Source organism: Geobacillus thermodenitrificans subsp. thermodenitrificans DSM 465 (genome assembly GCF_000496575.1).
GTDB classification, from domain to species: domain Bacteria; phylum Bacillota; class Bacilli; order Bacillales; family Anoxybacillaceae; genus Geobacillus; species Geobacillus thermodenitrificans.
Genome location: NZ_AYKT01000015.1, coordinates 1 through 22,035 on the forward strand (window position 1 = coordinate 1; position 22,035 = coordinate 22,035).

Sequence of the window (22,035 nt, forward strand, 5' to 3'; positions counted from 1 at the left end):
CGCCCCTGCAAGAGTAGGTCGCTGCTAGGCAGGCAAAAATGAGGGAGCTATATAGTTCTCTCATTTTTTTGCCTATTTCTCAATGAGTCATTTCTAATGACGCCATTTTAAATCCTCTCCCCCAAAATGTAAAGCGTGATCATCGTTTCCTAGACCCCCTTTTTCATAAAACGATAGGAAACGGAAACTCGCTAAAGGGTGTCCTGCACGGCATGGGACACCCTCTTTTTTTATCTCACGGTAATAAGAACAAAGCGACGACTGCTCTATTTTGATTGGGAGGGGCGTTACTTGCTTTTTTTAATGATAATTTTCTTTTTCTGCTCTTCTGGGATGAGCCGATGCAGGTGGATGAACAAGAGGCCGTTATGGTATGTTGCTTCAATGCGGTCTGCCTTGACAGGGAATGGCAAGGGGATCATTTTTTCGAATTGACCTTGAAAAATGCCTTCTTCCACTAAATCAAATCCTTGAAAATTCAAGTTGATCATCGCTTTTACTTCCAGTGTTTTGTACGATACATACACTTCGGCATCTTCGATTTTTTCTAGCCCCGGGAGGCTGATGACAATGAGCAGTTCGTTGTCTTTTTTGTAAATGTTCATACCCGAAGACGATTTATTGGATGATGACAAAAACGGTTGGATGTTTCCCCAAAAGTCGTTTTGGAAAAATTGCTGCCAATGTTTTGTCCAATCGGAAAACGGTGTGAACGGGTTTTCATTGGCCATAGCGTCTCCCTCCTCCGCTCATTCATCATATGCCTTCCCATTCGTTTGGTGATTCGGAAAACACGAACATTCCTGTTTTTATAATATAGAATGTTCGATTTTACCTTGACATTTTGTCAAAAATCCTGCTAATATAAAATTAACTTCATAGCGTACAAAAAAATCCCTCATATAATTTTGGGAATATGGCCCAAAAGTCTCTACCCAATAACCGTAAATTATTGGACTATGAGGGAAAGGATCTGTTTTGGCTTTTTTCTCATCGACAAATTGTGAAAGCCCAGAACGATGCTTTCCCTCGCTTAAGATTGGGAATGTATGTTCTGGGTTTTATTGTGTTTATTAAAGTTAAGGAGTGGAACGTAATGAACCCACTAGTTGGGGTGGTCATGGGAAGCCGTTCAGATTGGGAGACGATGAAGCACGCTTGTGACATTCTTGAAGAATTGGGCGTTCCGTTTGAAAAAAAAGTTGTGTCGGCGCATCGGACACCGGATGAGATGTTTCGTTATGCGGAAACGGCAGAGGAGCGGGGCATAAAAGTGATTATTGCCGGAGCCGGTGGAGCGGCTCATTTGCCGGGGATGATTGCAGCGAAAACGACGCTGCCGGTAATCGGAGTGCCGGTGCAGTCAAAAGCATTGAACGGGTTGGATTCGTTACTGTCGATCGTGCAAATGCCTGGCGGGGTGCCGGTGGCAACAGTGGCGATTGGCAAAGCAGGAGCGACCAACGCAGGTTTGCTCGCGGTGTCGATCGTTGGGCTGTTTGAGCCGCGCTATATGGAAGCGCTCAAGGCGCGGAGAGAAGCGATTCGAAAACAAGTAGTGGAAAGCAGTGATCAACTTGACTAAGCGACGGATTGTTCCGGGGCAGACGATCGGCATTATTGGCGGTGGACAACTGGGACGGATGATGGCTCTCGCGGCGCGCGAGATGGGGTTTCGCATTGCGGTTCTCGATCCAACGCCCGGCTCCCCGTGCGGACAGGTGGCTGATGTGGAAATCACCGCACCGTACCACGATTTGAATGCTATTGCCGAACTGGCGCGCGTTAGCCATATCATTACGTACGAGTTTGAAAACATCGATGCACGGGCGCTTGAGTGGCTTGAGGAAAACGCCTATGTCCCGCAAGGAAGCCGATTGCTTGCAGTGACGCAAGATCGGGCGCTCGAGAAGGCGGCGATTGTAGAAGCTGGCTTGCCGGTGGCACCGTATGCCGAAGTGAATGGATGGGATGAGTTGGAACAGGCCGTTAGGACGATCGGTTTTCCGTGCGTGTTAAAAACGCGACGCGGTGGTTATGACGGCAAAGGGCAATATGTGCTGCGGGGAGAAAGGGATTTAGCCAAAGCAGCAGAGCTATTTGACTTTGGTCCGTGTATTTTAGAAGGTTGGGTGTCGTTTGTGAAGGAAATGTCAGTCATTGTCGCCCGCAATGGCGATGGGGAGACGGCCGTTTTTCCGGTGGCAGAAAACATTCATGTCGAGAACATTTTGCATCAAACGATCGTTCCAGCTCGCATCCCGGAACATGTCGAGGAACGGGCGATCCGTTACGCAAAGACATTGGCAACATCGTTTTCACTCGTCGGGACGTTGGCGGTGGAAATGTTTTTGACAGAAGATGGGGAAATTTATATTAATGAGCTAGCCCCTAGACCGCACAACTCGGGTCATTATACAATCAATGCATGTGCCACGTCTCAATTCGCTCAGCACATCCGTGCTGTCTGCAACTGGCCGCTTGGGTCGACCGAATTGTTGAAGCCGGCCGTAATGGTCAATATTTTAGGCGAGCACGTCGAGTCGATTATTCGACAAATTGATGCGTTTGCTGGCGCGACCTATGTCCATCTTTACGGCAAACACGAAGCGAAGCCGAAGCGAAAGATGGGCCATGTGACCGTGTTGGCGGACAATGTGGATGAGGCGCTGGCGAGATTGGAGTCGTGGCAAATTTGGCATGATCGGAGGCTAGAACGAGTATGATTGAACGCTACACAAGACCCGAAATGGGAGCCATTTGGACAGAGGAAAACCGCTTTAAGGCGTGGCTTGAGGTGGAATTGCTTGCGTGCGAGGCGTGGGCCGAGCTTGGTGTCATTCCGAAAGAAGATGTCCGCCGCCTACGGGAAAACGCGTCATTTGACATTCATCGCATTAAAGAAATCGAGGAAGAAACGCGCCATGATGTTGTCGCGTTCACCCGCGCTGTTTCTGAGACGCTTGGCGAAGAGCGCAAGTGGGTACACTACGGGCTTACATCGACAGACGTCGTCGACACGGCGCTCGGCTATTTATTAAAGCAGGCGAACACGATTTTGAGGCGCGATTTAGAAAACTTTATCCAAGTGCTGAAAGAAAAAGCGCTTGAACATAAATATACGGTCATGATGGGGCGCACGCATGGCGTTCATGCGGAACCGACGACGTTCGGATTAAAACTGGCGCTCTGGTATGCGGAAATGAAACGGAATTTGGAGCGGTTCGAGCAAGCAGCGAAGATGGTCGAAGTCGGGAAAATTTCCGGCGCTGTTGGAACGTATGCCAACATTGATCCATTTGTCGAACAATATGTGTGCGAGAAGCTCGGGTTAACGCCAGCGCCAATTTCGACGCAAACGCTCCAGCGCGACCGCCACGCTTACTACATGGCTACGCTCGCACTCATTGCGACATCGATTGAAAAATTCGCCGTTGAGATTCGCGGTTTGCAAAAAAGCGAAGTGCGCGAAGTCGAGGAGTTTTTCGCCAAGGGGCAAAAAGGCTCATCAGCGATGCCGCATAAGCGCAACCCGATCGGCTCGGAAAACATGACCGGCATGGCACGCGTCATTCGTGGGTATATGGTGACGGCTTATGAAAATGTGCCGCTTTGGCATGAACGTGACATTTCCCACTCGTCAGCTGAGCGCATCATTTTACCGGATGCGACGATCGCACTGAACTATATGTTGAACCGATTCGCTAACATTGTGAAAAACTTGCTTGTGTATCCGGAAAATATGAAGAAAAATATGGAGCGCACATTCGGCCTCATTTACTCACAACGCGTCTTGCTCGCTTTGATCGACAAAGGGATGACGCGTGAAGCAGCGTACGATTTAGTGCAGCCGAAGGCGATGGAAGCGTGGGAAAAGCAAGTTCCGTTCCGCTCTCTTCTCGAAGCGGATGAGCGGATTACAAGCCAGTTGACGAAAGAAGAACTCGACGATTGCTTTGATTACCGCCACCATTTGAAACATGTTGATACGATTTTTGCCCGCTTAGGATTAGAGTAAGTGACAACCGGCTGGTTCTAATGCCGGCCGGTTACACAAAAAATTTTCAATATTCTGTACCACGGAGGCTTGGATGATGCCGACAAAACAACAGCTGCTGTATGAAGGGAAAGCGAAAAAAATTTACGCGACTGACGAGGCAGATGTACTTTGGGTTGAGTACAAAGACAGCGCCACCGCATTTAACGGAGAGAAAAAGGCGACGATCACCGGCAAAGGGCGGCTCAATAACGAGATTTCTAGTTTATTGTTTATGAAATTGCAAGAAGCAGGCGTTGCCAACCATTTTATTCAAAAGCTGTCGCCCACCGAGCAGCTTGTCAAAAGCGTGACGATTATTCCTCTTGAAGTCGTCGTCCGTAACGTCGTGGCCGGGAGTTTGGCGAAGCGGATTGGCTTGGCGGAAGGGACGCCTCTCGAAGTGCCGCTTGTCGAGTTTTACTACAAAAACGATGACCTTGGCGACCCATTACTGTTAGAAGACCATATCACGATTTTGAAGCTTGCCAGCCGCGAGGAGATCGCCCAACTGAAAAGTGAAGCGCTGAAAGTGAACGACGTATTGCGCGCCCATTTTGCCGAGCGAAAAGTGAGATTAATTGATTTTAAGCTTGAGTTCGGCCGCACGACGGACGGTGCCATCCTCTTAGCGGATGAGGTTTCGCCGGATACGTGCCGGCTTTGGGACGCCGAGACGAATGAGAAACTGGATAAAGACGTGTTCCGTCGCGACCTTGGTAGTTTAACAGAGGCGTACGAAGTCATTTTACAACGGTTAGGGGGAGAATCGGCATGTATAAAGTAAAAGTGTATGTGACGTTGCGTGAGAGTGTGTTAGATCCGCAAGGGACAGCGGTGAAAGGGGCGCTGCACAGCTTGTCGTATACGGAGGTGAAAGACGTAAGGATCGGCAAGTTTATGGAGCTTGTCATTGAAGATACCAGTCGCGATATCGATAAGCTTGTTCGTGAGATGTGTGAAAAATTGTTGTCTAACCCGGTCATTGAAGACTATCGCTATGAAATTGAGGAGGCCGTCGCCCGATGAAGTTTGCCGTCATTGTGTTTCCTGGATCGAATTGTGATGTCGATATGTACCATGCGATCGCCGATGAACTCGGTGAAGAAGTGGAATACGTTTGGCATGATGAAGAGAATCTCGATCGTTTTGACGCCATTTTGCTTCCAGGCGGTTTTTCGTATGGAGATTACTTGCGTTCGGGGGCGATCGCCCGTTTTTCCAAGGTGATGGCCGCCGTGAAACAAGCCGCGGAAGCCGGGAAACCCGTGCTTGGGGTGTGCAACGGATTTCAAATTTTGCTTGAAGCCGGCTTGCTTCCTGGGGCGATGCGCCGCAACCAAGGACTGAAATTCATTTGCCGGCCGGTGCAGCTTGTGGTGGAAAACAATGAAACGATGTTTACCTCTGCCTACGGAAAAGACGAAGTGATCACCATTCCGATCGCCCATGGCGAAGGGAACTATTATTGCGACGAGCAAACGCTCAATCGCCTCGTCGAAAACCGGCAAATCGTCTTCCGCTATCATGGGGAAAACCCGAACGGTAGCTTGGCGGATATTGCTGGCATCGTCAATGAGCGCGGTAATGTACTTGGTATGATGCCGCATCCGGAGCGGGCCGTCGACGCCTTGCTCGGCAGCGCGGACGGACTGAAACTATTCCGATCGATCGTCAACTATTGGAGGGAGACGCATGTCGTTACTGCTTGAGCCGAATGCGGCAATGATTAAAGAACAAAAATTGTATCGTGAAATGGGATTAACGGATGAGGAGTTTGCGCGCATTGAAGCGATTTTGGGAAGACTGCCGAACTATACGGAAACGGGTATTTTTTCCGTTATGTGGTCAGAGCATTGCAGCTATAAAAACTCCAAACCAGTGTTAAAAAAATTCCCGACCGATGGTCCGCATGTGCTGCAAGGACCAGGTGAAGGTGCGGGGATTGTAGATATCGGCGATGGGTTGGCGGTGGCGTTTAAAATCGAAAGCCACAACCATCCGTCAGCGATCGAGCCGTATCAGGGGGCGGCGACTGGGGTCGGTGGCATCATCCGCGACGTCTTTTCGATGGGGGCTCGGCCGATTGCGCTCCTTAACTCGCTTCGATTTGGCGAGTTGACGTCGCCGCGCGTCAAATATTTGTTTGAGCATGTCGTTGCTGGTATTGCCGGATACGGCAACTGCATCGGTATTCCGACCGTCGGCGGTGAAGTGCAGTTTGATCCGGCGTATGAAGGCAACCCGTTGGTTAACGCCATGTGTGTCGGCATCATCCGCCATGAAGACATTCAACGTGGTGTCGCGACAGGTGTTGGCAATACAGTTATGTACGTCGGGGCGAAAACGGGTCGCGATGGCATCCACGGGGCGACGTTTGCATCCGAAGAATTAAGTGAGCAATCGGAAGCAAAACGCCCGGCCGTGCAAGTTGGCGATCCGTTTATGGAGAAACTGCTGCTTGAAGCGTGTCTAGAAGCGGTTAAGTCCGACGCGCTAGTCGGCATTCAAGATATGGGCGCCGCTGGATTGACGAGCTCGTCCGCTGAGATGGCAAGCAAAGGCGGCTTCGGCATTGAAATGAATTTAGATCTCGTTCCGCAGCGCGAGACGGGCATGACGCCATACGAAATGATGTTGTCCGAATCACAGGAACGGATGCTGCTTGTTGTCGAGCAAGGACGGGAAGAGGAGATCGCAGCGATTTTTGCGAAATACGGTTTGGAAGCAAAAGCGATCGGTAAAGTGACTGATGATAAAATGCTCCGCCTGTTTTTCCACGGTGAAGTGGTGGCAGAAATTCCGGTTGATGCGTTGGCAAAAGACGCACCGGTATATCATAAGCCGTCGGCAGAGCCGGATTATTATCGCGAATTTCAAGCGATGCCGACATATATTCCGCAAATTGAGGATTACAACCGGACGTTGCTTGGGCTGTTGGCGCAACCGACCATCGCTAGCAAGGAATGGGTGTATGACCAGTATGACTACATGGTGCGGACGAACACAGTCGTTGCACCAGGGTCGGACGCGGCAGTCGTGCGCATTCGCGGCACGAACAAGGCGCTTGCGCTCACCACGGACTGCAACTCGCGCTATTTGTACTTGGATCCGGAAATGGGCGGGAAAATTGCCGTCGCCGAGGCGGCGCGCAACGTCGTTTGCTCCGGGGCGAAACCGCTCGCCATTACAGATTGCCTCAACTTCGGCAATCCGGAAAAGCCGGACATCTTTTGGCAGCTCGAAAAGGCGGTTGACGGAATGAGCGAAGCGTGCCGAACGCTCGGAACACCGGTTGTGAGCGGCAACGTCTCGCTTTACAACGAAACGAACGGCGAAGCCGTATATCCGACACCGGTCGTCGGTATGGTTGGGCTCGTTGATGACCTTTCTCATGTAACGACCCAGCCGTTTAAGCAAGCGGGCGATTTGATTTATGTGATCGGTGAGGCGAAGCCGGAGTTTGGCGGCAGTGAGTTGCAAAAATGGCTGGAAGGTCGCATTTTTGGAAAAGCGCCAGAACTCGATTTGGCGGTCGAAGCAAGCCGCCAGCGTCAGTTGCTAACCGCGATTCGCGCTGGGGTCGTGGCGTCAGCACATGATGTCGCTGAAGGCGGATTGGCGGTTGCGCTCGCTGAATGTGTCATCGGCGCTTCTGGGTTAGGTGCGAACGTGACGGTCAGCGGCGATCTTGTGAGTGAACTATTCAGCGAAACGCAGTCTCGCTTTGTGGTTTCGGTGAAAAAAGAACATCAGGAAGCATTTGAGCAGCTCGTAGAAGCGAAATTAATCGGTGAAGTGACCAATGACAGCATACTGACAGTAAACGGGGAACATGGGGGAACGGTTATTCGCCTTTCGGTCGACGAAATGCGAAACGTCTGGAAAGGGGCTATTCCATGCTTGCTGAAATCAAAGGATTGAACGAGGAGTGCGGCATTTTCGGCATTTGGGGGCATGAGGACGCCGCTAGGCTTACCTATTACGGGCTCCACAGCTTGCAGCACCGCGGCCAAGAAGGAGCGGGCATCGTGGTGGCGAGCGGCGGAAACTTATTCGGTCATAAAGGACTCGGTTTGGTGACAGAGGTGTTTCAAAGCGACACGTTTGATGCGCTTCACGGGTCGGCGGCGATCGGCCATGTCCGCTATTCGACGGCAGGCGGGGGCGGCTATGAGAACGTCCAGCCGCTCCTGTTCCGCTCACAGACTGGCTCGATGGCGCTCGCCCATAACGGCAACTTGACGAACGCTATCGATCTGAAGCTCTCGCTCGAAGCGCAAGGAAGCATTTTTCAGACGACATCGGATACGGAAGTGTTCGCCCATCTTATCCGTCGCAGCCAAGCGCCAACGTTTGTCGGACAAATGAAAGAGGCGCTCAGCCAGATTGAAGGAGCGTTTGCGTTTTTATTGCTGACGGAAACGGCGCTTTATGTGGCGCTCGATCCGCACGGATTCCGGCCATTGTCACTCGGCCGGCTCGGATCAGCGTATGTCGTCGCCTCGGAAACGTGCGCGTTTGATGTCATCGGGGCGACGTACGAGCGCGAAGTGGCTCCGGGGGAACTGCTTATCATCAGCGGCGAAGGGGTGCGTTCGGAACGATTTGCCCCGGAGCAGCCGCGATCCATTTGCAGCATGGAATACATTTATTTTGCTCGTCCGGACAGCCATGTTGATGGCATCAACATCCATACAGCCCGGAAAAATTTAGGGAAACAGTTGGCACTTGAGGCGCCAGCTGAAGCCGATATTGTCACTGGGGTGCCGGACTCAAGCATTTCCGTCGCTATCGGCTATGCCGAAGCGAGTGGCATTCCGTACGAATTGGGGCTCATTAAAAACCGTTATGTAGGTCGGACGTTTATTCAGCCGTCACAAGCGTTGCGTGAACAAGGGGTAAAAATGAAGCTGTCGCCGGTGCGCGGTGTTGTCGCTGGCAAGCGGGTTGTCATGGTCGACGATTCGATCGTGCGCGGGACGACGAGCCGCCGCATTGTCACAATGCTTCGCGAAGCGGGAGCTTTGGAAGTGCATGTGCGTATCAGTGCGCCGCCGATCACCCATCCTTGCTTTTACGGCATTGATACGTCGTCAAAGGAAGAACTGATTGCGGCGAAACATACGGTTGAAGACATCTGCCGCTTAATCGGCGCCGATTCGTTGGCGTTTATTAGCCAGGAAGGGCTGCTGTCAGCGATCGGTCGCCCTGAAGGCATTCCGCATCGCGGACAATGTTTGGCTTGCTTTACCGGCCAATACCCAACCCGGGTCAACCAAACTACTCGGCCTTGCATGACAGTCAAATGATCAGCGCGCTTCAAGTTGGAAGGGGACAACGGACAGCAAGGTGCTTGTCGCATGCTTGGGTGCAGCGGGCGAAGAAAAGGGGGATTTAGCGTGGCAAAAGCATACAAACAAGCAGGGGTTGACATTGAGGCCGGCTATCAGGCGGTCGCCCTGATGAAACAGCATGTGCAGAAGACGATGCGTCCGGAAGTGTTGGGCGGGATCGGTGGGTTTGGCGGCTTGTTTGATTTATCGTCGCTTGACTACCGCCAGCCGGTGCTTGTTTCCGGTACGGATGGCGTCGGGACGAAGCTGAAATTGGCATTTTTGCTTGACCGACACGATACGATCGGCATTGACTGTGTGGCGATGTGCGTGAATGACATCGTTGTACAAGGGGCGGAACCGCTCTTTTTCCTTGATTATATCGCTTGCGGCAAGGCGGTGCCGGAAAAAATCGCTGCTATCGTCAAAGGGGTGGCTGACGGCTGCGTCGAAGCTGGCTGTGCCTTGATTGGCGGAGAAACGGCGGAAATGCCGGGAATGTATGCGGAAGACGAGTACGATTTAGCCGGGTTTGTTGTCGGCATTGCTGAAAAAGAACGGTTGGTGACGGGACAAACGATCCAAGCGGGGGATGTGTTGATTGGACTTCCGTCAAGCGGTCTGCATAGCAACGGCTACTCGCTGGTACGCCGTATCATTTTCGAACAAGCAAAGCTGTCGCTTGATGAGATTTATGAGCCGCTTGATGTTCCGCTTGGCGAGGAGCTACTAAAGCCGACACGCATTTATGCGAAACTGTTGCGTTCGGTGCTTGGACGATTTACGATCAAAGGGATGGCGCATATTACCGGTGGCGGGTTTATCGAAAACATTCCACGCATGTTGCCACAAGGGCTTGGCGTCCGCATTCAGCGCGGTTCGTGGCCGGTGCTGCCGATTTTTGACTTCCTGCGCGCCAAAGGCAACCTTGAGGAAGAAGAGATGTTTTCGGTATTTAATATGGGCATTGGCCTCGTGCTCGCTGTCAGCCCAGAAACAGCGGCGCCGCTTGTGCAATGGTTGGACGAACAAGACGAGCCGGCCTACATCATTGGAGAAGTGGTGGAAGGAGCAGGCGTGTCGTTTACCGGAGGGAACGAAGCATGAAGCGGTTGGCCGTGTTTGCTTCTGGAAGCGGAACGAATTTTCAGGCGATCGTCGATGCTGTGAAGCGCGGTGAGTTGCCGGCCGATCTTGCCCTTCTTGTGTGCGACCGTCCAGGTGCGAAGGTGATCGAACGAGCAGCACGCGAAAATGTGCCGACGTTCGTGTTTTCTCCAAAAGACTATCCGTCCAAAGCGGCGTTTGAGAGCAGGATTTTGCGTGAATTAAGCGAACGTCAAATTGAGTGGATCGCGTTAGCTGGCTATATGCGCTTAATTGGACCGACATTGCTTTCCGCTTATGAAGGGAAAATCGTCAACATTCATCCGTCGCTATTGCCGGCGTTTCCGGGTAAAGACGCCATTGGCCAAGCGTATCGGGATGGCGTTTTGGAAACAGGCGTCACCATCCATTATGTTGATGAAGGGATGGACACCGGGCCGGTCATCGCCCAGCGCGCTGTCCCGGTTGTACCCGGCGAACCGATCGAAGCGCTTGAGGCACGCATCCATGCGGTTGAACATGAGTTATACCCGGCGGTGTTGCGCATGCTGTTAGGGGAAACGGAACAACAAGAAGAAAGGATCGAGAAGAATGGCAGTCAAACGAGCATTAATCAGCGTGTCTAATAAAGAAGGGATCATTCCGTTTGCAAAACAACTAACCGAACTCGGCATCGAAATCATTTCGACTGGCGGGACGAAACGGGCACTCGAGGACGCTGGGATTTCGGTGATCTCGATTTCCAATGTCACCGGGTTTCCGGAAATTTTAGACGGGCGTGTGAAAACGTTGCATCCGGCCATTCATGGCGGTATTTTGGCGATTCGTAGCGATGAGCGCCATCAAGCAGCGCTAGCGGAGCATGGCATCCGCCCGATCGATTTGGTCGTCGTCAACTTGTACCCGTTCCAGCAAACGATCGCGAAACCGGACGTAACGCTTGCTGAGGCGATTGAGAATATCGATATTGGCGGTCCGACTATGGTGCGCGCGGCAGCGAAAAACTATGCCGATGTCGCCATCGTTGTCGATCCGGCTGATTACCCGACGATAATTGAGGAGCTGAAAACAAACGGATCGATCCAAGCGGAAACGCGGCAAAAATTGGCGGCGAAAGCGTTCCGCCATACGGCAGCGTATGATGCGATGATTGCCGAGTATTTGACCAATCTCACCGGAGAGGAGTACCCGGAAACGTTCACCGTCACCTACACGAAAAAGCAATCGTTGCGCTATGGCGAAAATCCGCATCAATCAGCGTCGTTTTATGCCAAACCGCTCGGTGCGGCTTTCTCGATTGCGCAAGCGAAACAGTTGCACGGAAAAGAGCTATCGTATAACAACATTAACGATGCCAATGCGGCCATCAACCTTGTTCGTGAGTTTCAGGAGCCAGCCGTAGCGGCGATCAAACATATGAATCCGTGCGGCGTTGGTGTCGGTGCGACGCTTCTTGAGGCGTTTACAAAAGCGTACGAGGCCGATCCGGTGTCCATTTTCGGTGGAATTATTGCGGTGAACCGTGAAGTGGACAAAGAAACGGCCGAGCGAATGCATGACATCTTTTTGGAAATCGTCATCGCTCCATCATTTAGTGACGAGGCGCTCGCCATTTTGACGAAAAAGAAAAATATCCGTCTGTTGACACTTGATTTTGCGGCGGCAGACGTCAAGGAAAAAACGCTTGTTTCGGTAAGCGGTGGCTTGCTCGTTCAAGATGCGGATACGTACACGCTTGAGGACGCTGAGTGGAATGTTGTCACGAAGCGCCAACCGACCGAAGCGGAATGCGAACAGCTTCGCTTTGCTTGGAACGTTGTGAAACATGTGAAATCCAACGCCATCGTGCTGGCGAAAAACGGCATGACCGTTGGCGTTGGCGCCGGGCAAATGAACCGGGTTGGCGCAGCGAAGATTGCGATTGAACAAGCGGGAGAGCAGGCGGCAGGCGCGGTGCTTGCATCAGACGCCTTTTTCCCGATGGACGACACTGTTGAAGCGGCAGCGAAAGCCGGCATTACGGCCATCATCCAGCCGGGCGGCTCGATTCGTGACGCTGATTCGATCCGCAAAGCAGATGAGTACGGCATTGCCATGGTGTTTACTGGTGTTCGCCATTTCAAACATTAAACGGCGGCAAAAAGGGGAGGAAGATGATGAACATTCTCGTAGTCGGACGCGGCGGGCGTGAGCATGCGATCACCTGGAAGGTGGCGCAAAGCCCGCTTGCTGGCAAGCTGTATGCGGCGCCAGGCAACCCGGGCATCGGGGAAGTGGCGGAGTTGGTAAACATCGATGAACTCGATATTGATGCGCTCGTGCAGTTTGCGAAACAAAACGCGATTGATTTGACGATTGTCGGGCCGGAGGCGCCGCTTGCCGCCGGCATTGCCGACCGTTTTATGGCTGAGGGGCTGCGCATTTTTGGACCGAACCAAGCAGCGGCACTCATTGAAGGGAGCAAAGCGTTCGCGAAAGAGCTCATGAAAACATACGGCATTCCGACGGCGGAACATGCTACCTTTTCTTCGTACGAAGAAGCCAAAGCGTATATTGAGGAAAAAGGAGCGCCGATCGTCATTAAAGCGGACGGGTTGGCCGCTGGAAAAGGAGTCACTGTCGCCCAAACGGTGGAAGAGGCGCTTGCCGCAGCAAAAGCAGCACTGGTGGACGGGCAATTCGGCACAGCCGGCAGCCAAGTCGTGATCGAGGAGTATTTGGAAGGCGAAGAATTTTCATTTATGGCGTTCGTGAACGGTGAGAAGGTGTATCCTCTTGCTATTGCCCAAGACCATAAACGAGCCTATGACGGGGACGAAGGGCCAAACACTGGTGGAATGGGAGCCTATTCGCCAGTGCCGCAAATTTCCGCTGATATGGTTCAACGGGCGTTGGAGACGATTTTGCGTCCGACCGCCAAAGCGTTAGCTTCCGAAGGCCGGCCGTTTACCGGTGTGCTGTATGCCGGGTTGATTGCCACTGCGGAAGGACCGAAAGTGATCGAATTTAACGCCCGATTCGGTGACCCAGAGGCGCAAGTCGTGTTGCCGCGCCTAAAAACCGATTTGCTTGAAGCGATATTGGCGGTGATGGAAGGAAAAGAGCTGGAGTTGGAGTGGACGAATGAAGCAGTGCTTGGCGTCGTGCTGGCAGCTAAAGGTTATCCGGGTGCTTACGAGCGCGGAGTGGCCATCCGCGGACTTGACCGGCTCGCTCCGGATGCGTTGCTGTTCCATGCTGGTACGAAGCGGGAAGGCGGAACGCTCTATACAAACGGCGGCCGTGTCCTTTTGTTAGCAGCCAAAGGAGGAACGCTTGCTGAAGCAAAGGAAAAAGCGTACCAGCAGCTTGCGGCGATCGAATGTGATGGCCTGTTTTACCGCCGTGACATTGGCCGGCGCGCTATCGAACGCGCCTCCGCCGTAGATACACGTATGAAAGGGCGATAATACCGCCGATCAATGTTGCTAATACAAACGACATATCGGTCATATATTCAAGCAACATCATCATTCACTCCTTTGTATCGAAGGTGTCCCAACCAAACGTGGGACACCTTTTTTGATGAAACGAAGCGACTCAGCCGAGCGGGAACATAACGATTCGTTCAGCGTTGTTCGAAGGGAGTTCTTTATGTCCCGACAGAGCTGGACGCCGATTTATGGTTATGTCGGATTGACGACGGTTTCTTTTTGTTCATTAAGCAGCCGCTCGCGCTGCATATTCTCGAACAAGGCTGTTACCGGACAAAACCGGGTAATCCCTTCGCCGACTTTCATGGCTCCAAGCAAGATGGCAAGCAAATACGATGTGCACCACGGCCGCCGGGCGAACCGAGCTGTCGCCCATGCAACGACAGTTAAGCCAAACGTAATGCGGATCAGCGCGTTCACAATGCCGATATTCGCCATTGGCATGTCCCTCCTCATATTTTTATTGTGAAAATCGCTTTCGTGCGTTAAAATGATTATATGGAACGATTAGGAAACAAGGGACGGGGTGTCAATGGGCGAACAACGCTACCGATGGAAGAGCAGTGAATTGCGCGAACAAGCAGCGGTGATTGATGGCAAACGATCGCCGACAAAAGTATTGGTGAACGCAACGTATTTGCATTCTTATTTCCGTGAATGGGTAAAAGGGAATATATGGATACATGGCGACCGTATTGTGTACGCCGGAGAGCGGCTTCCTGATCGCATCGATGAGTCATGCGAAATCATCGACTGCCGTGGGTATGTGCTCGTCCCCGGCTACATTGAGCCGCATGTTCATCCATTTCAATTATATAATCCCCATTCATTTGCACGTTATGCAGCAACGTACGGGACGACGACGCTGCTCAACGATAATTTATTTTTCCTTTTGCAGCTTGACGATGAAGAGGCGCTTTTATTTTTGCAAGAAATGAATGCGCTTCCAACATCCATGTATTGGTGGTGCCGATTTGACGGGCAAACGGAGCTAGAGCGCGAAGATGAGCAGATATCGAACGCCCGGATCAAACGGTGGTTGGATCAAGAAACGGTCCTTCAAGGCGGTGAGCTGACGTCATGGCCTAAGCTCGCAAGTGGCGACGATATCGTCCTTTACTGGATGCAAGAGGCGAAACGGCGGCGCCGTAAAATCGAGGGGCACTTTCCCGGTGCTTCAGAGAAAACGCTGGTGAAAATGGCGCTGTTTGGTGTAGACGGAGATCATGAGGCGATGACAGGAAAAGAAGTGCGTCTTCGCCTTTGGCACGGCTATACAGTCACGCTTCGCCATTCATCGATCCGTCCGGATTTGCCGGTGCTGCTTGAGGAAATGAAAGCGCTTGGCATTCGGTATTATGACAAGTGCTTATTGACGACCGACGGCTCGCCACCGGCCTTTTATGAAAACGGGGTAATGGATCAGCTGCTTCGCATCGTCATCGAGCATGGTGTGCCAGTTATCGATGCATACGCCATGGCGACGATTAATGCCGCCCGTCATTACGGCATTGAGCATCTTCACGGCAGCATCGCTACCGGCCGGATCGCGCACATCAACTTCTTGCGTTCGGCCCATGATCCAACGCCAGTACAGGTGCTCGCCAAGGGCGAATGGGTGAAGCGGGAAGGGGATTCGTCAGGCTCATGGCCGGCGCTGAAGTGGGAACAGTTTGGCATTCGTCCGCTTTCAGTGTCATGGGAGCTTGAATGGGACGATTTGCAATTTTCGATGCCGATGGGGTTGCGACTGGAAAATGCGGTGATTGTAAAGCCGTACTCCGTGTCGATTGATACGTCGCGCGACCGTTTAGGGCATGATCATGACGAATGCTTTTTAATGCTGCTTGACCGAAACGGCTGCTGGCGCGTCAACACAATGCTCAAAGGATTTTCATCAGCGCTCGGCGGGCTGGCGAGTTCGTATTCGAACACTGGCGATTTCATCTTAATTGGCAAACATAAAGAAGATATGATGCTTGCCTTCCGACGGATGAAGGATATCGGCGGCGGCATCGTACTCGTGGAGGACGGAAACGTTTTATTTGAGCTTCCGCTTCCGCTTAGCGGCATGACGTCTACCTTGGAGATGGAAACATTAATCAATGAGGAAAAGACATTTGTCCGCCTTTTGCGGGAGCGCGGGTATTATTTTGAGGATCCGGTATACTCGTTGTTCTTTTTACAGTCGACCCATTTGCCATACGTGCGCATCACCCAGCGCGGCATTTATGATGTCATGCACAAAACGGTACTCTTTCCTTCGATAATGCGGTAAAATAAAAAAGGAAAAGGTTGTGTGTCCATTGAAACATTGGCTGTTTGTCATCAGTTGCGCAGTGCTGTTACTAGGCGGCTGCACCGCCAAAAGCGAGCCGAAACCAACTGAACCGGCCAAGCCGAGTCCGGAGCAGCCATCCGAGTCTCCGGCAGAGGAGAAACAAATGTTTCCGCTGACCGGATTGCCAACGGAAGGAGATATCGATCAGCGGGTCGTCAGCGTGATGATCAACAACCATCCGAAGGCGCGTCCGCAGTCAGGCCTCCATCAGGCCGATATCGTATATGAGGTACTTGCCGAGGGGGACATCACCCGCTTTTTAGCGCTGTATCAAAGCGAGTTGCCTGAACGGGTTGGGCCGGTGCGGAGTGCACGTGAGTATTATATTGACTTGAGCGACGGCTACCATGCGCTTTACGTCTGCCACGGCTGGAGCCCGGAGGCAAAAACGCGGCTCGAGCAGGGGAACACCGATTATTTGAACGGGCTGTTTTACGACGGAACACTGTTTCAGCGCGTCTCATTCCGCAAGGCGCCGCACAACTCATACATTACATTTGCCAACATTGAAAAAGGGGCCGAACAAAACGGATACGTATGGACAGATGATATTGACCCGTTGCTGTTTCGCGACGATGAGCCGAGCGGAGAGCAGGTCGAGACGGTTCGTATTACCTATTCACATCGTGCGTATGCCCAAGTGGAATACCGATATGCACCGGAACAAAAAGGGTATTACCGATACAGCGGTGGTGAGCAAACGGTGGATTACGATACACATGAACCCGTCGTGGTGCAAAACGTTATGATCATCGCCGCTCGCCATCAAGTGATCGACAGCTACGGACGACGTGACATTGATTTCACTTCCGGTGGTCAGGGCTACTTGTTACAAAACGGCGTTATGCAGCCGATCGAATGGAAAAACGTCGATGGTCGGCTGTTGCCGTACCGCGACGGGGTTCCGGTCGGATTCGTGCCAGGAAAGACATGGATTAACATCGTTCCCGAACTGACGATTGTGGAATCAAAATAACAAAAAGTTGGATCAGACTGAAAACAATGGGCGAGGAACACGTCCTGAGTCGGCTTTCGGTGAAAGAGACACGGCCGCCCGACGGAGGGGACGTCCTCGTCCCAATGCAAGGGAAATGTAATAATATCTCCTGTATGTTTATCATTTTCTGTCAATAGGAAGATGATTCGAACGTATAAAGTCATGTTTCTGCTAAACAAAACAATTGGAATGCGCAGATGTCGCCAGATGGGCATACAACTTTTGCTTTATCGGAGGAACAAAAACATTACCAACAAGGTAGAACGTTTCTTGGTGATGAGGACATTTGAAAACGAATGACCCGACTCAAACAAGCGAAGGAATGTGCATGGCTCCGTCAATATTCAAGCAACATGAGGAAGCAGGGCAGCAAAGATGCGGCGACCGCCTACAAACACTTCTTTGGTAGGGGAGCGAAACATCCCAAATTCAAGAAGAAAAACAAACAAAGCAGCGGCTGATCAAGACACAGACATAATCACAAACAACCACGTCAAATGAGAGGAACAAATGTCTCCGAAGAAGTGAACGAACAAAAAGTTCGCTTAGATTCGGTTGGCGAAACGAGAAAGAATTTCGCAATACGAATCCGCGAACAGTGTTTGATAGATTGAAGAGATTTTTACGATTAGCGTGGAAGAAACCTAATAAAACACACCAACCATGTAGCGATGGAATCGAAATGGATTTCACTGCAGGTAGCAATGGGATGGTGTTTCCAAAGATCCATCAATCCACAAAGGCCACAAAGAGTGAAAAACGAATGAAGCGATAGCAAAGGAAGCTGTCGCGGAAATATGAAAGATAAAATTCAACAAGAAGGAGGTGCAATCCGTTACAGAAAACCGAAACACATAAAAACCTGACTTCCTTGTTCAGAAAGAGCGAAGAAGGCGGAAACAGATCCGACACAATGCCATCCACGTTAGCGAAAGCTAGGCTAGCGCATGTGGTCATGGAAGAATGGAACATAAGCGGATGCTGGAAAACAAGAAGTTGTCGGTATCCATTTGGACAGGCATTCCATTAGTTCAAACGACCAAATGGATACAAGTACGAATGGAACAGTATCCCTTTTCTGCTTGTCGGCTGCTTTGATCCGTCATCGAGAACATGCAGTCACTGCAGGGGTGTCAAAGTGAAGTAGTTTCTGTCTGAAAGAGTCTTTCGGTGCGATGATTGCGGATACGAAATCGACAAGGATTCAACGCAAATAGAAACTGAAAAAATGAGTGGAATCGATCACTGAGCACCGAACGTGGGTTGATTCATTGAGTGAGGAGTTGAAGCCTTCGGAGCGTCGCACCCACGAGAGTCGTTTCGGCAACATCGGGGCCATGAACAAGGAAGGAATAGAAGGGTTATACGTTTTCTGTAACGGAAACAAGCATGCAAATCGATAAACTGCGCGGCAAAGAGCTCGATCAACTGTTTAAAGCCATTTTGTCGCTGCGCGATATAGAGGAGTGCTACCGATTTTTCGATGATTTATGCACGGTGAATGAAATCCAAGCACTCGCTCAGCGCCTTGAGGTGGCGCGCATGTTGCGCGAAGGGTATACGTACCATAAAATCGAAACGGAAACCGGGGCGAGCACAGCGACGATTTCGCGCGTTAAGCGATGCCTCAATTACGGCAATGACGCGTACGCGATGGCACTTGACCGCATTAAAGAAGAAGAACGCCAGGCGGCTAACGAAGCATAACGCTTGGTGCTGCAAGGAGATTCCTTCCATCGGAAAAGGAACTCCTTTTCTTTTTGCGGATTTGTTATAATGGAACAATGGAGTAATGAGTGGAGGGATATTGTCATGGAAGAGATTCGCGCTTGGCGCCATGTGTTTAAACTAGACCCGAACAAGCCGATCGATGATGAGCGCCTTGAGCGCCTTTGTGAGTCTGGAACGGATGCTGTCATCGTTGGTGGAACGGATGGGGTGACGCTCGATGGTGTGCTCGATTTATTGGCTCGCATCCGTCGCTTCTCGGTGCCATGCGCGCTCGAAGTGACCAATATAGAAGCGTTGACGCCGGGATTTGATGCGTATCTCATCCCGATGGTGTTAAACAGTTGCCGTGTCGATTGGGTGATCAGCCGTCATCATGAGGCGGTGAAACAGTATGGCGATGTCATGAACTGGGATGAGATTTTCGCTGAGGGCTATTGCATTTTAAATGGAGAATGCAAAGCGGCAAAGCTGACAGAGGCTAATACAGCGCTCGATGACGATGATGTCGTGGCGTATGCTCGCCTCGCTGAGCATCTGTATAAGCTGCCGATCTTTTATCTTGAATATAGCGGTACGTACGGCAATCCGTCGTTAGTGGAAAAAGTGAAACGGGCGCTCAGCCGAACACAGCTCGTGTACGGCGGCGGCATCATGACGCCAGAACAAGCGGCCGAAATGGCTCGCTATGCCGATACGGTCGTCGTCGGCAACGCCGTTTACGATTCGTTTGAAAGCGCGTTGGCAACGGTGGAGGCGGTTAAGCGGATCGATGGCGAAAATGAGATCAGTGGTGTAAAATAGAACATATGTTTTATTGGTGGTGGAAACGATGAATTTTTTATCTGAAAAGTTGCTCGCTCATTTAAACAAGGAGCAGCAGGAGGCGGTCAAAACGACGGAAGGTCCGCTGCTCATTATGGCTGGGGCCGGCAGCGGGAAAACGCGTGTGTTGACACACCGAATCGCCTATTTAATGGCGGAAAAGCATGTTGCGCCGTGGAACATTTTAGCTATTACGTTTACGAACAAGGCGGCGCGCGAAATGCGAGAGCGTGTGCAGGCGCTCTTAGGTGGAGCGGCGGAAGACGTTTGGATTTCAACATTCCATTCGATGTGTGTCCGCATTTTACGCCGCGACATTGATCGCATCGGCATTAACCGCAATTTTTCGATCCTCGATCCAACCGACCAGCTTTCGGTGATCAAAGCAATTTTAAAAGAAAAGAACATCGATCCGAAAAAATTTGAGCCGCGGACGATTTTGGGCACGATTAGCGGGGCAAAAAACGATTTGCTCACGCCGGAGCAATTTGCGAAACGGGCGTCGACGTATTACGAAAAAATCGTCAGCGATGTGTATCAAGAATACCAGCAACGTCTTCTCCGCAATCATTCGCTTGACTTTGATGATTTGATCATGACGACGCTTCAGCTGTTTGACCGCGTGCCGGATGTGCTTCAATATTACCAATATAAATTCCAGTACATTCACATTGATGAGTATCAAGATACGAACCGTGCTCAATACACACTCGTGAAAAAACTTGCCGAACGGTTCCAAAACATTTGTGCCGTCGGAGACGCTGACCAGTCGATTTATCGGTGGCGCGGGGCAGATATCCAAAACATTTTATCGTTTGAGCGCGATTACCCGAACGCGAAAGTGATTTTACTCGAACAAAACTACCGTTCGACAAAGCGGATTTTACAAGCGGCGAACGAAGTGATCGAGCATAACGTCAACCGGAAGCCGAAACGGCTTTGGACAGAAAATCCGGAAGGGAAGCCAATCACCTATTACGAAGCGATGAACGAAGCAGATGAAGCGCAGTTTGTCGCTGGTCGCATTCAAGAGGCGATTGAGAGCGGGGCTCGCTGCTACAGTGATTTTGCGGTGTTATACCGCACGAACGCCCAGTCGCGTGTCATTGAGGAAATGTTGTTAAAAGCGAACATTCCGTACCAAATCGTCGGTGGCTTAAAGTTCTATGACCGGAAAGAAATTAAAGATATCCTTGCGTATTTGCGTGTCATTGCCAATCCGGATGACGATTTAAGTTTGCTTCGTATCATTAACGTGCCGAAGCGCGGCATTGGGGCCTCGACGATCGACAAACTCGTCCGCTATGCGGCTGAGCATGAGCTGTCGCTGTTTGAAGCGCTTGGGGAGCTCGAGATGATCGGCCTGAGCGCTAAGGCGACCGGGGCGCTCGCGGCGTTCCGCGGCCAGCTCGAGCAATGGACACAGCTGCAAGAATACGTCTCCGTTACCGAACTTGTTGAAGAAGTGCTCGACAAATCCGGCTATCGCGACATGCTGAAGGCGGAGCGGACGATTGAGGCACAAAGCCGCCTCGAGAACCTTGATGAGTTTCTATCGGTGACAAAGCATTTTGAAAACGCAAGTGATGATAAATCGCTCATCGCCTTTTTAACTGACTTGGCGCTTATCTCTGATTTGGACGAGCTAAACGGCAACGACCAAACGGAAGAGGGGGATGCGGTCGTTTTAATGACGCTTCACGCCGCCAAAGGGCTCGAGTTTCCGGTCGTCTTTTTGATTGGTATGGAGGAAGGCATCTTTCCACACAACCGTTCGCTCGATGACGAAGATGAGATGGAAGAAGAGCGGCGGCTGGCGTACGTCGGCATCACCCGCGCGGAAGAAGAACTTGTGTTAACAAGCGCACAAATGCGGACGTTGTTTGGCAACATTCAAATGAACCCGCCGTCGCGCTTTTTAAATGAAATTCCGGCGCATTTGCTCGAGACGGTTTCGCGCCGTCAAATGACCGCTTCACGTCCGGTCGTTTCACGCCCACAGGTAAACGGTGCTGTTGGGGTGTGGAAAGTTGGTGACCGGGCGAATCACCGGAAATGGGGAATCGGCACGGTCGTCAGTGTCCGCGGTGAAGGCGACGACCAAGAACTCGATATCGCTTTTCCGAGTCCGATCGGAATTAAGCGGCTGCTCGCTAAATTTGCGCCGATTGAGAAAGTGTAAGAAAGGAGAA

The 22,035-nt window shown here is 51.4% G+C and carries 20 protein-coding genes and 1 riboswitch; of the genes, 17 read left to right on the forward strand and 3 right to left on the reverse strand.

From position 1 onward, the window contains the following. Positions 1–287: 287 nt before the first annotated feature. Entirely contained in the window at positions 288–731 is a 444-nt protein-coding gene (locus DSM465_RS0113875) for an Hsp20/alpha crystallin family protein (protein WP_008881470.1), read from the reverse strand. A gap of 147 nt (positions 732–878) precedes the next feature. Then, a riboswitch (purine riboswitch) is annotated at positions 879–980 on the forward strand. Positions 981–1,096: 116 nt separating this feature from the next. Between DSM465_RS0113875 and purE the strand changes: the two genes are divergently transcribed. From purE to purD, 12 genes are all read left to right on the forward strand, one after another. Further along, positions 1,097–1,585 carry a 5-(carboxyamino)imidazole ribonucleotide mutase gene (gene purE / locus DSM465_RS0113880; protein WP_008881469.1) on the forward strand — a complete coding sequence of 163 codons (489 nt, stop codon included), beginning with the start codon at positions 1,097–1,099 and terminating at the stop codon, positions 1,583–1,585. After that, a complete protein-coding gene (purK, locus tag DSM465_RS0113885) occupies positions 1,578–2,726 on the forward strand; it encodes a 5-(carboxyamino)imidazole ribonucleotide synthase (protein WP_035498550.1) in 1,149 nt (382 codons plus the stop codon). Before purE ends, purK begins: the two co-directional genes overlap by 8 nt. Then, positions 2,723–4,018, forward strand: coding sequence for an adenylosuccinate lyase (purB, locus tag DSM465_RS0113890; RefSeq protein WP_008881467.1), 1,296 nt, complete (start codon positions 2,723–2,725; stop codon positions 4,016–4,018). Before purK ends, purB begins: the two co-directional genes overlap by 4 nt. A 76-nt stretch (positions 4,019–4,094) precedes the next feature. Beyond that, on the forward strand, positions 4,095–4,823 hold the full coding sequence (purC, locus tag DSM465_RS0113895; RefSeq protein ID WP_029761594.1) for a phosphoribosylaminoimidazolesuccinocarboxamide synthase: 729 nt from the start codon (positions 4,095–4,097) through the stop codon (positions 4,821–4,823). Further along, positions 4,811–5,065, forward strand: coding sequence for a phosphoribosylformylglycinamidine synthase subunit PurS (purS, locus tag DSM465_RS0113900; RefSeq protein ID WP_008881465.1), 255 nt, complete (start codon positions 4,811–4,813; stop codon positions 5,063–5,065). The genes purC and purS overlap by 13 nt, the downstream gene beginning before the upstream one ends. Continuing rightward, on the forward strand, positions 5,062–5,748 hold the full coding sequence (gene purQ / locus DSM465_RS0113905) for a phosphoribosylformylglycinamidine synthase subunit PurQ (protein ID WP_008881464.1): 687 nt from the start codon (positions 5,062–5,064) through the stop codon (positions 5,746–5,748). Before purS ends, purQ begins: the two co-directional genes overlap by 4 nt. After that, positions 5,732–7,960, forward strand: a complete 2,229-nt coding sequence (purL, locus tag DSM465_RS0113910) for a phosphoribosylformylglycinamidine synthase subunit PurL (RefSeq protein ID WP_008881463.1) — start codon at positions 5,732–5,734, stop codon at positions 7,958–7,960. The genes purQ and purL overlap by 17 nt, the downstream gene beginning before the upstream one ends. Then, a complete protein-coding gene (gene purF, locus DSM465_RS0113915) occupies positions 7,936–9,348 on the forward strand; it encodes an amidophosphoribosyltransferase (protein WP_008881462.1) in 1,413 nt (470 codons plus the stop codon). The genes purL and purF overlap by 25 nt, the downstream gene beginning before the upstream one ends. A gap of 90 nt (positions 9,349–9,438) precedes the next feature. Beyond that, positions 9,439–10,479: a phosphoribosylformylglycinamidine cyclo-ligase gene (purM, locus tag DSM465_RS0113920; protein ID WP_029761595.1), complete on the forward strand. Its 1,041-nt coding sequence runs from the start codon at positions 9,439–9,441 to the stop codon at positions 10,477–10,479. Further along, positions 10,476–11,105 (forward strand): phosphoribosylglycinamide formyltransferase, encoded by a 630-nt coding sequence (gene purN / locus DSM465_RS0113925; protein ID WP_029761596.1) that lies wholly within the window; start codon positions 10,476–10,478, stop codon positions 11,103–11,105. The genes purM and purN overlap by 4 nt, the downstream gene beginning before the upstream one ends. Then, positions 11,071–12,609, forward strand: a complete 1,539-nt coding sequence (gene purH / locus DSM465_RS0113930; RefSeq protein ID WP_029761597.1) for a bifunctional phosphoribosylaminoimidazolecarboxamide formyltransferase/IMP cyclohydrolase — start codon at positions 11,071–11,073, stop codon at positions 12,607–12,609. The genes purN and purH overlap by 35 nt, the downstream gene beginning before the upstream one ends. A 26-nt stretch (positions 12,610–12,635) precedes the next feature. Further along, a complete protein-coding gene (gene purD / locus DSM465_RS0113935; RefSeq protein WP_029761598.1) occupies positions 12,636–13,928 on the forward strand; it encodes a phosphoribosylamine--glycine ligase in 1,293 nt (430 codons plus the stop codon). Here the strand turns inward: purD and DSM465_RS20300 are convergent. Both DSM465_RS20300 and DSM465_RS0113940 read right to left on the reverse strand, forming a co-directional pair. Continuing rightward, the gene (locus tag DSM465_RS20300; RefSeq protein ID WP_327997266.1) at positions 13,882–13,992 is read right to left on the reverse strand and encodes an EYxxD motif small membrane protein; all 111 of its coding nucleotides are present in this window, start codon (positions 13,990–13,992) and stop codon (positions 13,882–13,884) included. The genes purD and DSM465_RS20300 overlap by 47 nt on opposite strands. Positions 13,993–14,144: 152 nt before the next feature. Further along, positions 14,145–14,390, reverse strand: coding sequence for a YgaP family membrane protein (locus DSM465_RS0113940; RefSeq protein ID WP_008881456.1), 246 nt, complete (start codon positions 14,388–14,390; stop codon positions 14,145–14,147). A 94-nt stretch (positions 14,391–14,484) separates the two neighbouring features. Between DSM465_RS0113940 and DSM465_RS0113945 the strand changes: the two genes are divergently transcribed. From DSM465_RS0113945 to pcrA, 5 genes are all read left to right on the forward strand, one after another. Further along, positions 14,485–16,230, forward strand: coding sequence for an adenine deaminase C-terminal domain-containing protein (locus tag DSM465_RS0113945; RefSeq protein WP_029761599.1), 1,746 nt, complete (start codon positions 14,485–14,487; stop codon positions 16,228–16,230). Between the two features lie 28 nt (positions 16,231–16,258). Further along, positions 16,259–17,269, forward strand: a complete 1,011-nt coding sequence (locus DSM465_RS0113950) for a DUF3048 domain-containing protein (RefSeq protein ID WP_029761600.1) — start codon at positions 16,259–16,261, stop codon at positions 17,267–17,269. A 1,410-nt stretch (positions 17,270–18,679) separates the two neighbouring features. After that, on the forward strand, positions 18,680–18,997 hold the full coding sequence (locus tag DSM465_RS0113960; RefSeq protein WP_008881453.1) for a YerC/YecD family TrpR-related protein: 318 nt from the start codon (positions 18,680–18,682) through the stop codon (positions 18,995–18,997). A gap of 105 nt (positions 18,998–19,102) precedes the next feature. Beyond that, positions 19,103–19,822: a heptaprenylglyceryl phosphate synthase gene (locus DSM465_RS0113965; protein ID WP_029761601.1), complete on the forward strand. Its 720-nt coding sequence runs from the start codon at positions 19,103–19,105 to the stop codon at positions 19,820–19,822. A gap of 28 nt (positions 19,823–19,850) precedes the next feature. Next, on the forward strand, positions 19,851–22,025 hold the full coding sequence (pcrA, locus tag DSM465_RS0113970; RefSeq protein WP_029761603.1) for a DNA helicase PcrA: 2,175 nt from the start codon (positions 19,851–19,853) through the stop codon (positions 22,023–22,025). Positions 22,026–22,035: the final 10 nt, after the last annotated feature.

Excerpts from the sequence above, each read along its gene's own strand:
- purS (WP_008881465.1), top strand. The coding sequence starts at position 4,811 with ATGTATAAAGTAAAAGTGTATGTGACGTTGCGTGAGAGTGTGTTAGAT.
- DSM465_RS0113945 (WP_029761599.1), top strand. The coding sequence starts at position 14,485 with ATGGGCGAACAACGCTACCGATGGAAGAGCAGTGAATTGCGCGAACAA.
- DSM465_RS0113965 (WP_029761601.1), top strand. The coding sequence starts at position 19,103 with ATGGAAGAGATTCGCGCTTGGCGCCATGTGTTTAAACTAGACCCGAAC.
- purE (WP_008881469.1), top strand. The coding sequence starts at position 1,097 with ATGAACCCACTAGTTGGGGTGGTCATGGGAAGCCGTTCAGATTGGGAG.
- purL (WP_008881463.1), top strand. The coding sequence starts at position 5,732 with ATGTCGTTACTGCTTGAGCCGAATGCGGCAATGATTAAAGAACAAAAA.
- DSM465_RS0113960 (WP_008881453.1), top strand. The coding sequence starts at position 18,680 with ATGCAAATCGATAAACTGCGCGGCAAAGAGCTCGATCAACTGTTTAAA.
- DSM465_RS0113940 (WP_008881456.1), bottom strand. The coding sequence starts at position 14,390 with ATGGCGAATATCGGCATTGTGAACGCGCTGATCCGCATTACGTTTGGC.
- purH (WP_029761597.1), top strand. The coding sequence starts at position 11,071 with ATGGCAGTCAAACGAGCATTAATCAGCGTGTCTAATAAAGAAGGGATC.
- pcrA (WP_029761603.1), top strand. The coding sequence starts at position 19,851 with ATGAATTTTTTATCTGAAAAGTTGCTCGCTCATTTAAACAAGGAGCAG.
- purB (WP_008881467.1), top strand. The coding sequence starts at position 2,723 with ATGATTGAACGCTACACAAGACCCGAAATGGGAGCCATTTGGACAGAG.
- DSM465_RS20300 (WP_327997266.1), bottom strand. The coding sequence starts at position 13,992 with ATGATGATGTTGCTTGAATATATGACCGATATGTCGTTTGTATTAGCA.
- purQ (WP_008881464.1), top strand. The coding sequence starts at position 5,062 with ATGAAGTTTGCCGTCATTGTGTTTCCTGGATCGAATTGTGATGTCGAT.
- purC (WP_029761594.1), top strand. The coding sequence starts at position 4,095 with ATGCCGACAAAACAACAGCTGCTGTATGAAGGGAAAGCGAAAAAAATT.
- purN (WP_029761596.1), top strand. The coding sequence starts at position 10,476 with ATGAAGCGGTTGGCCGTGTTTGCTTCTGGAAGCGGAACGAATTTTCAG.
- DSM465_RS0113875 (WP_008881470.1), bottom strand. The coding sequence starts at position 731 with ATGGCCAATGAAAACCCGTTCACACCGTTTTCCGATTGGACAAAACAT.
- purD (WP_029761598.1), top strand. The coding sequence starts at position 12,636 with ATGAACATTCTCGTAGTCGGACGCGGCGGGCGTGAGCATGCGATCACC.
- purF (WP_008881462.1), top strand. The coding sequence starts at position 7,936 with ATGCTTGCTGAAATCAAAGGATTGAACGAGGAGTGCGGCATTTTCGGC.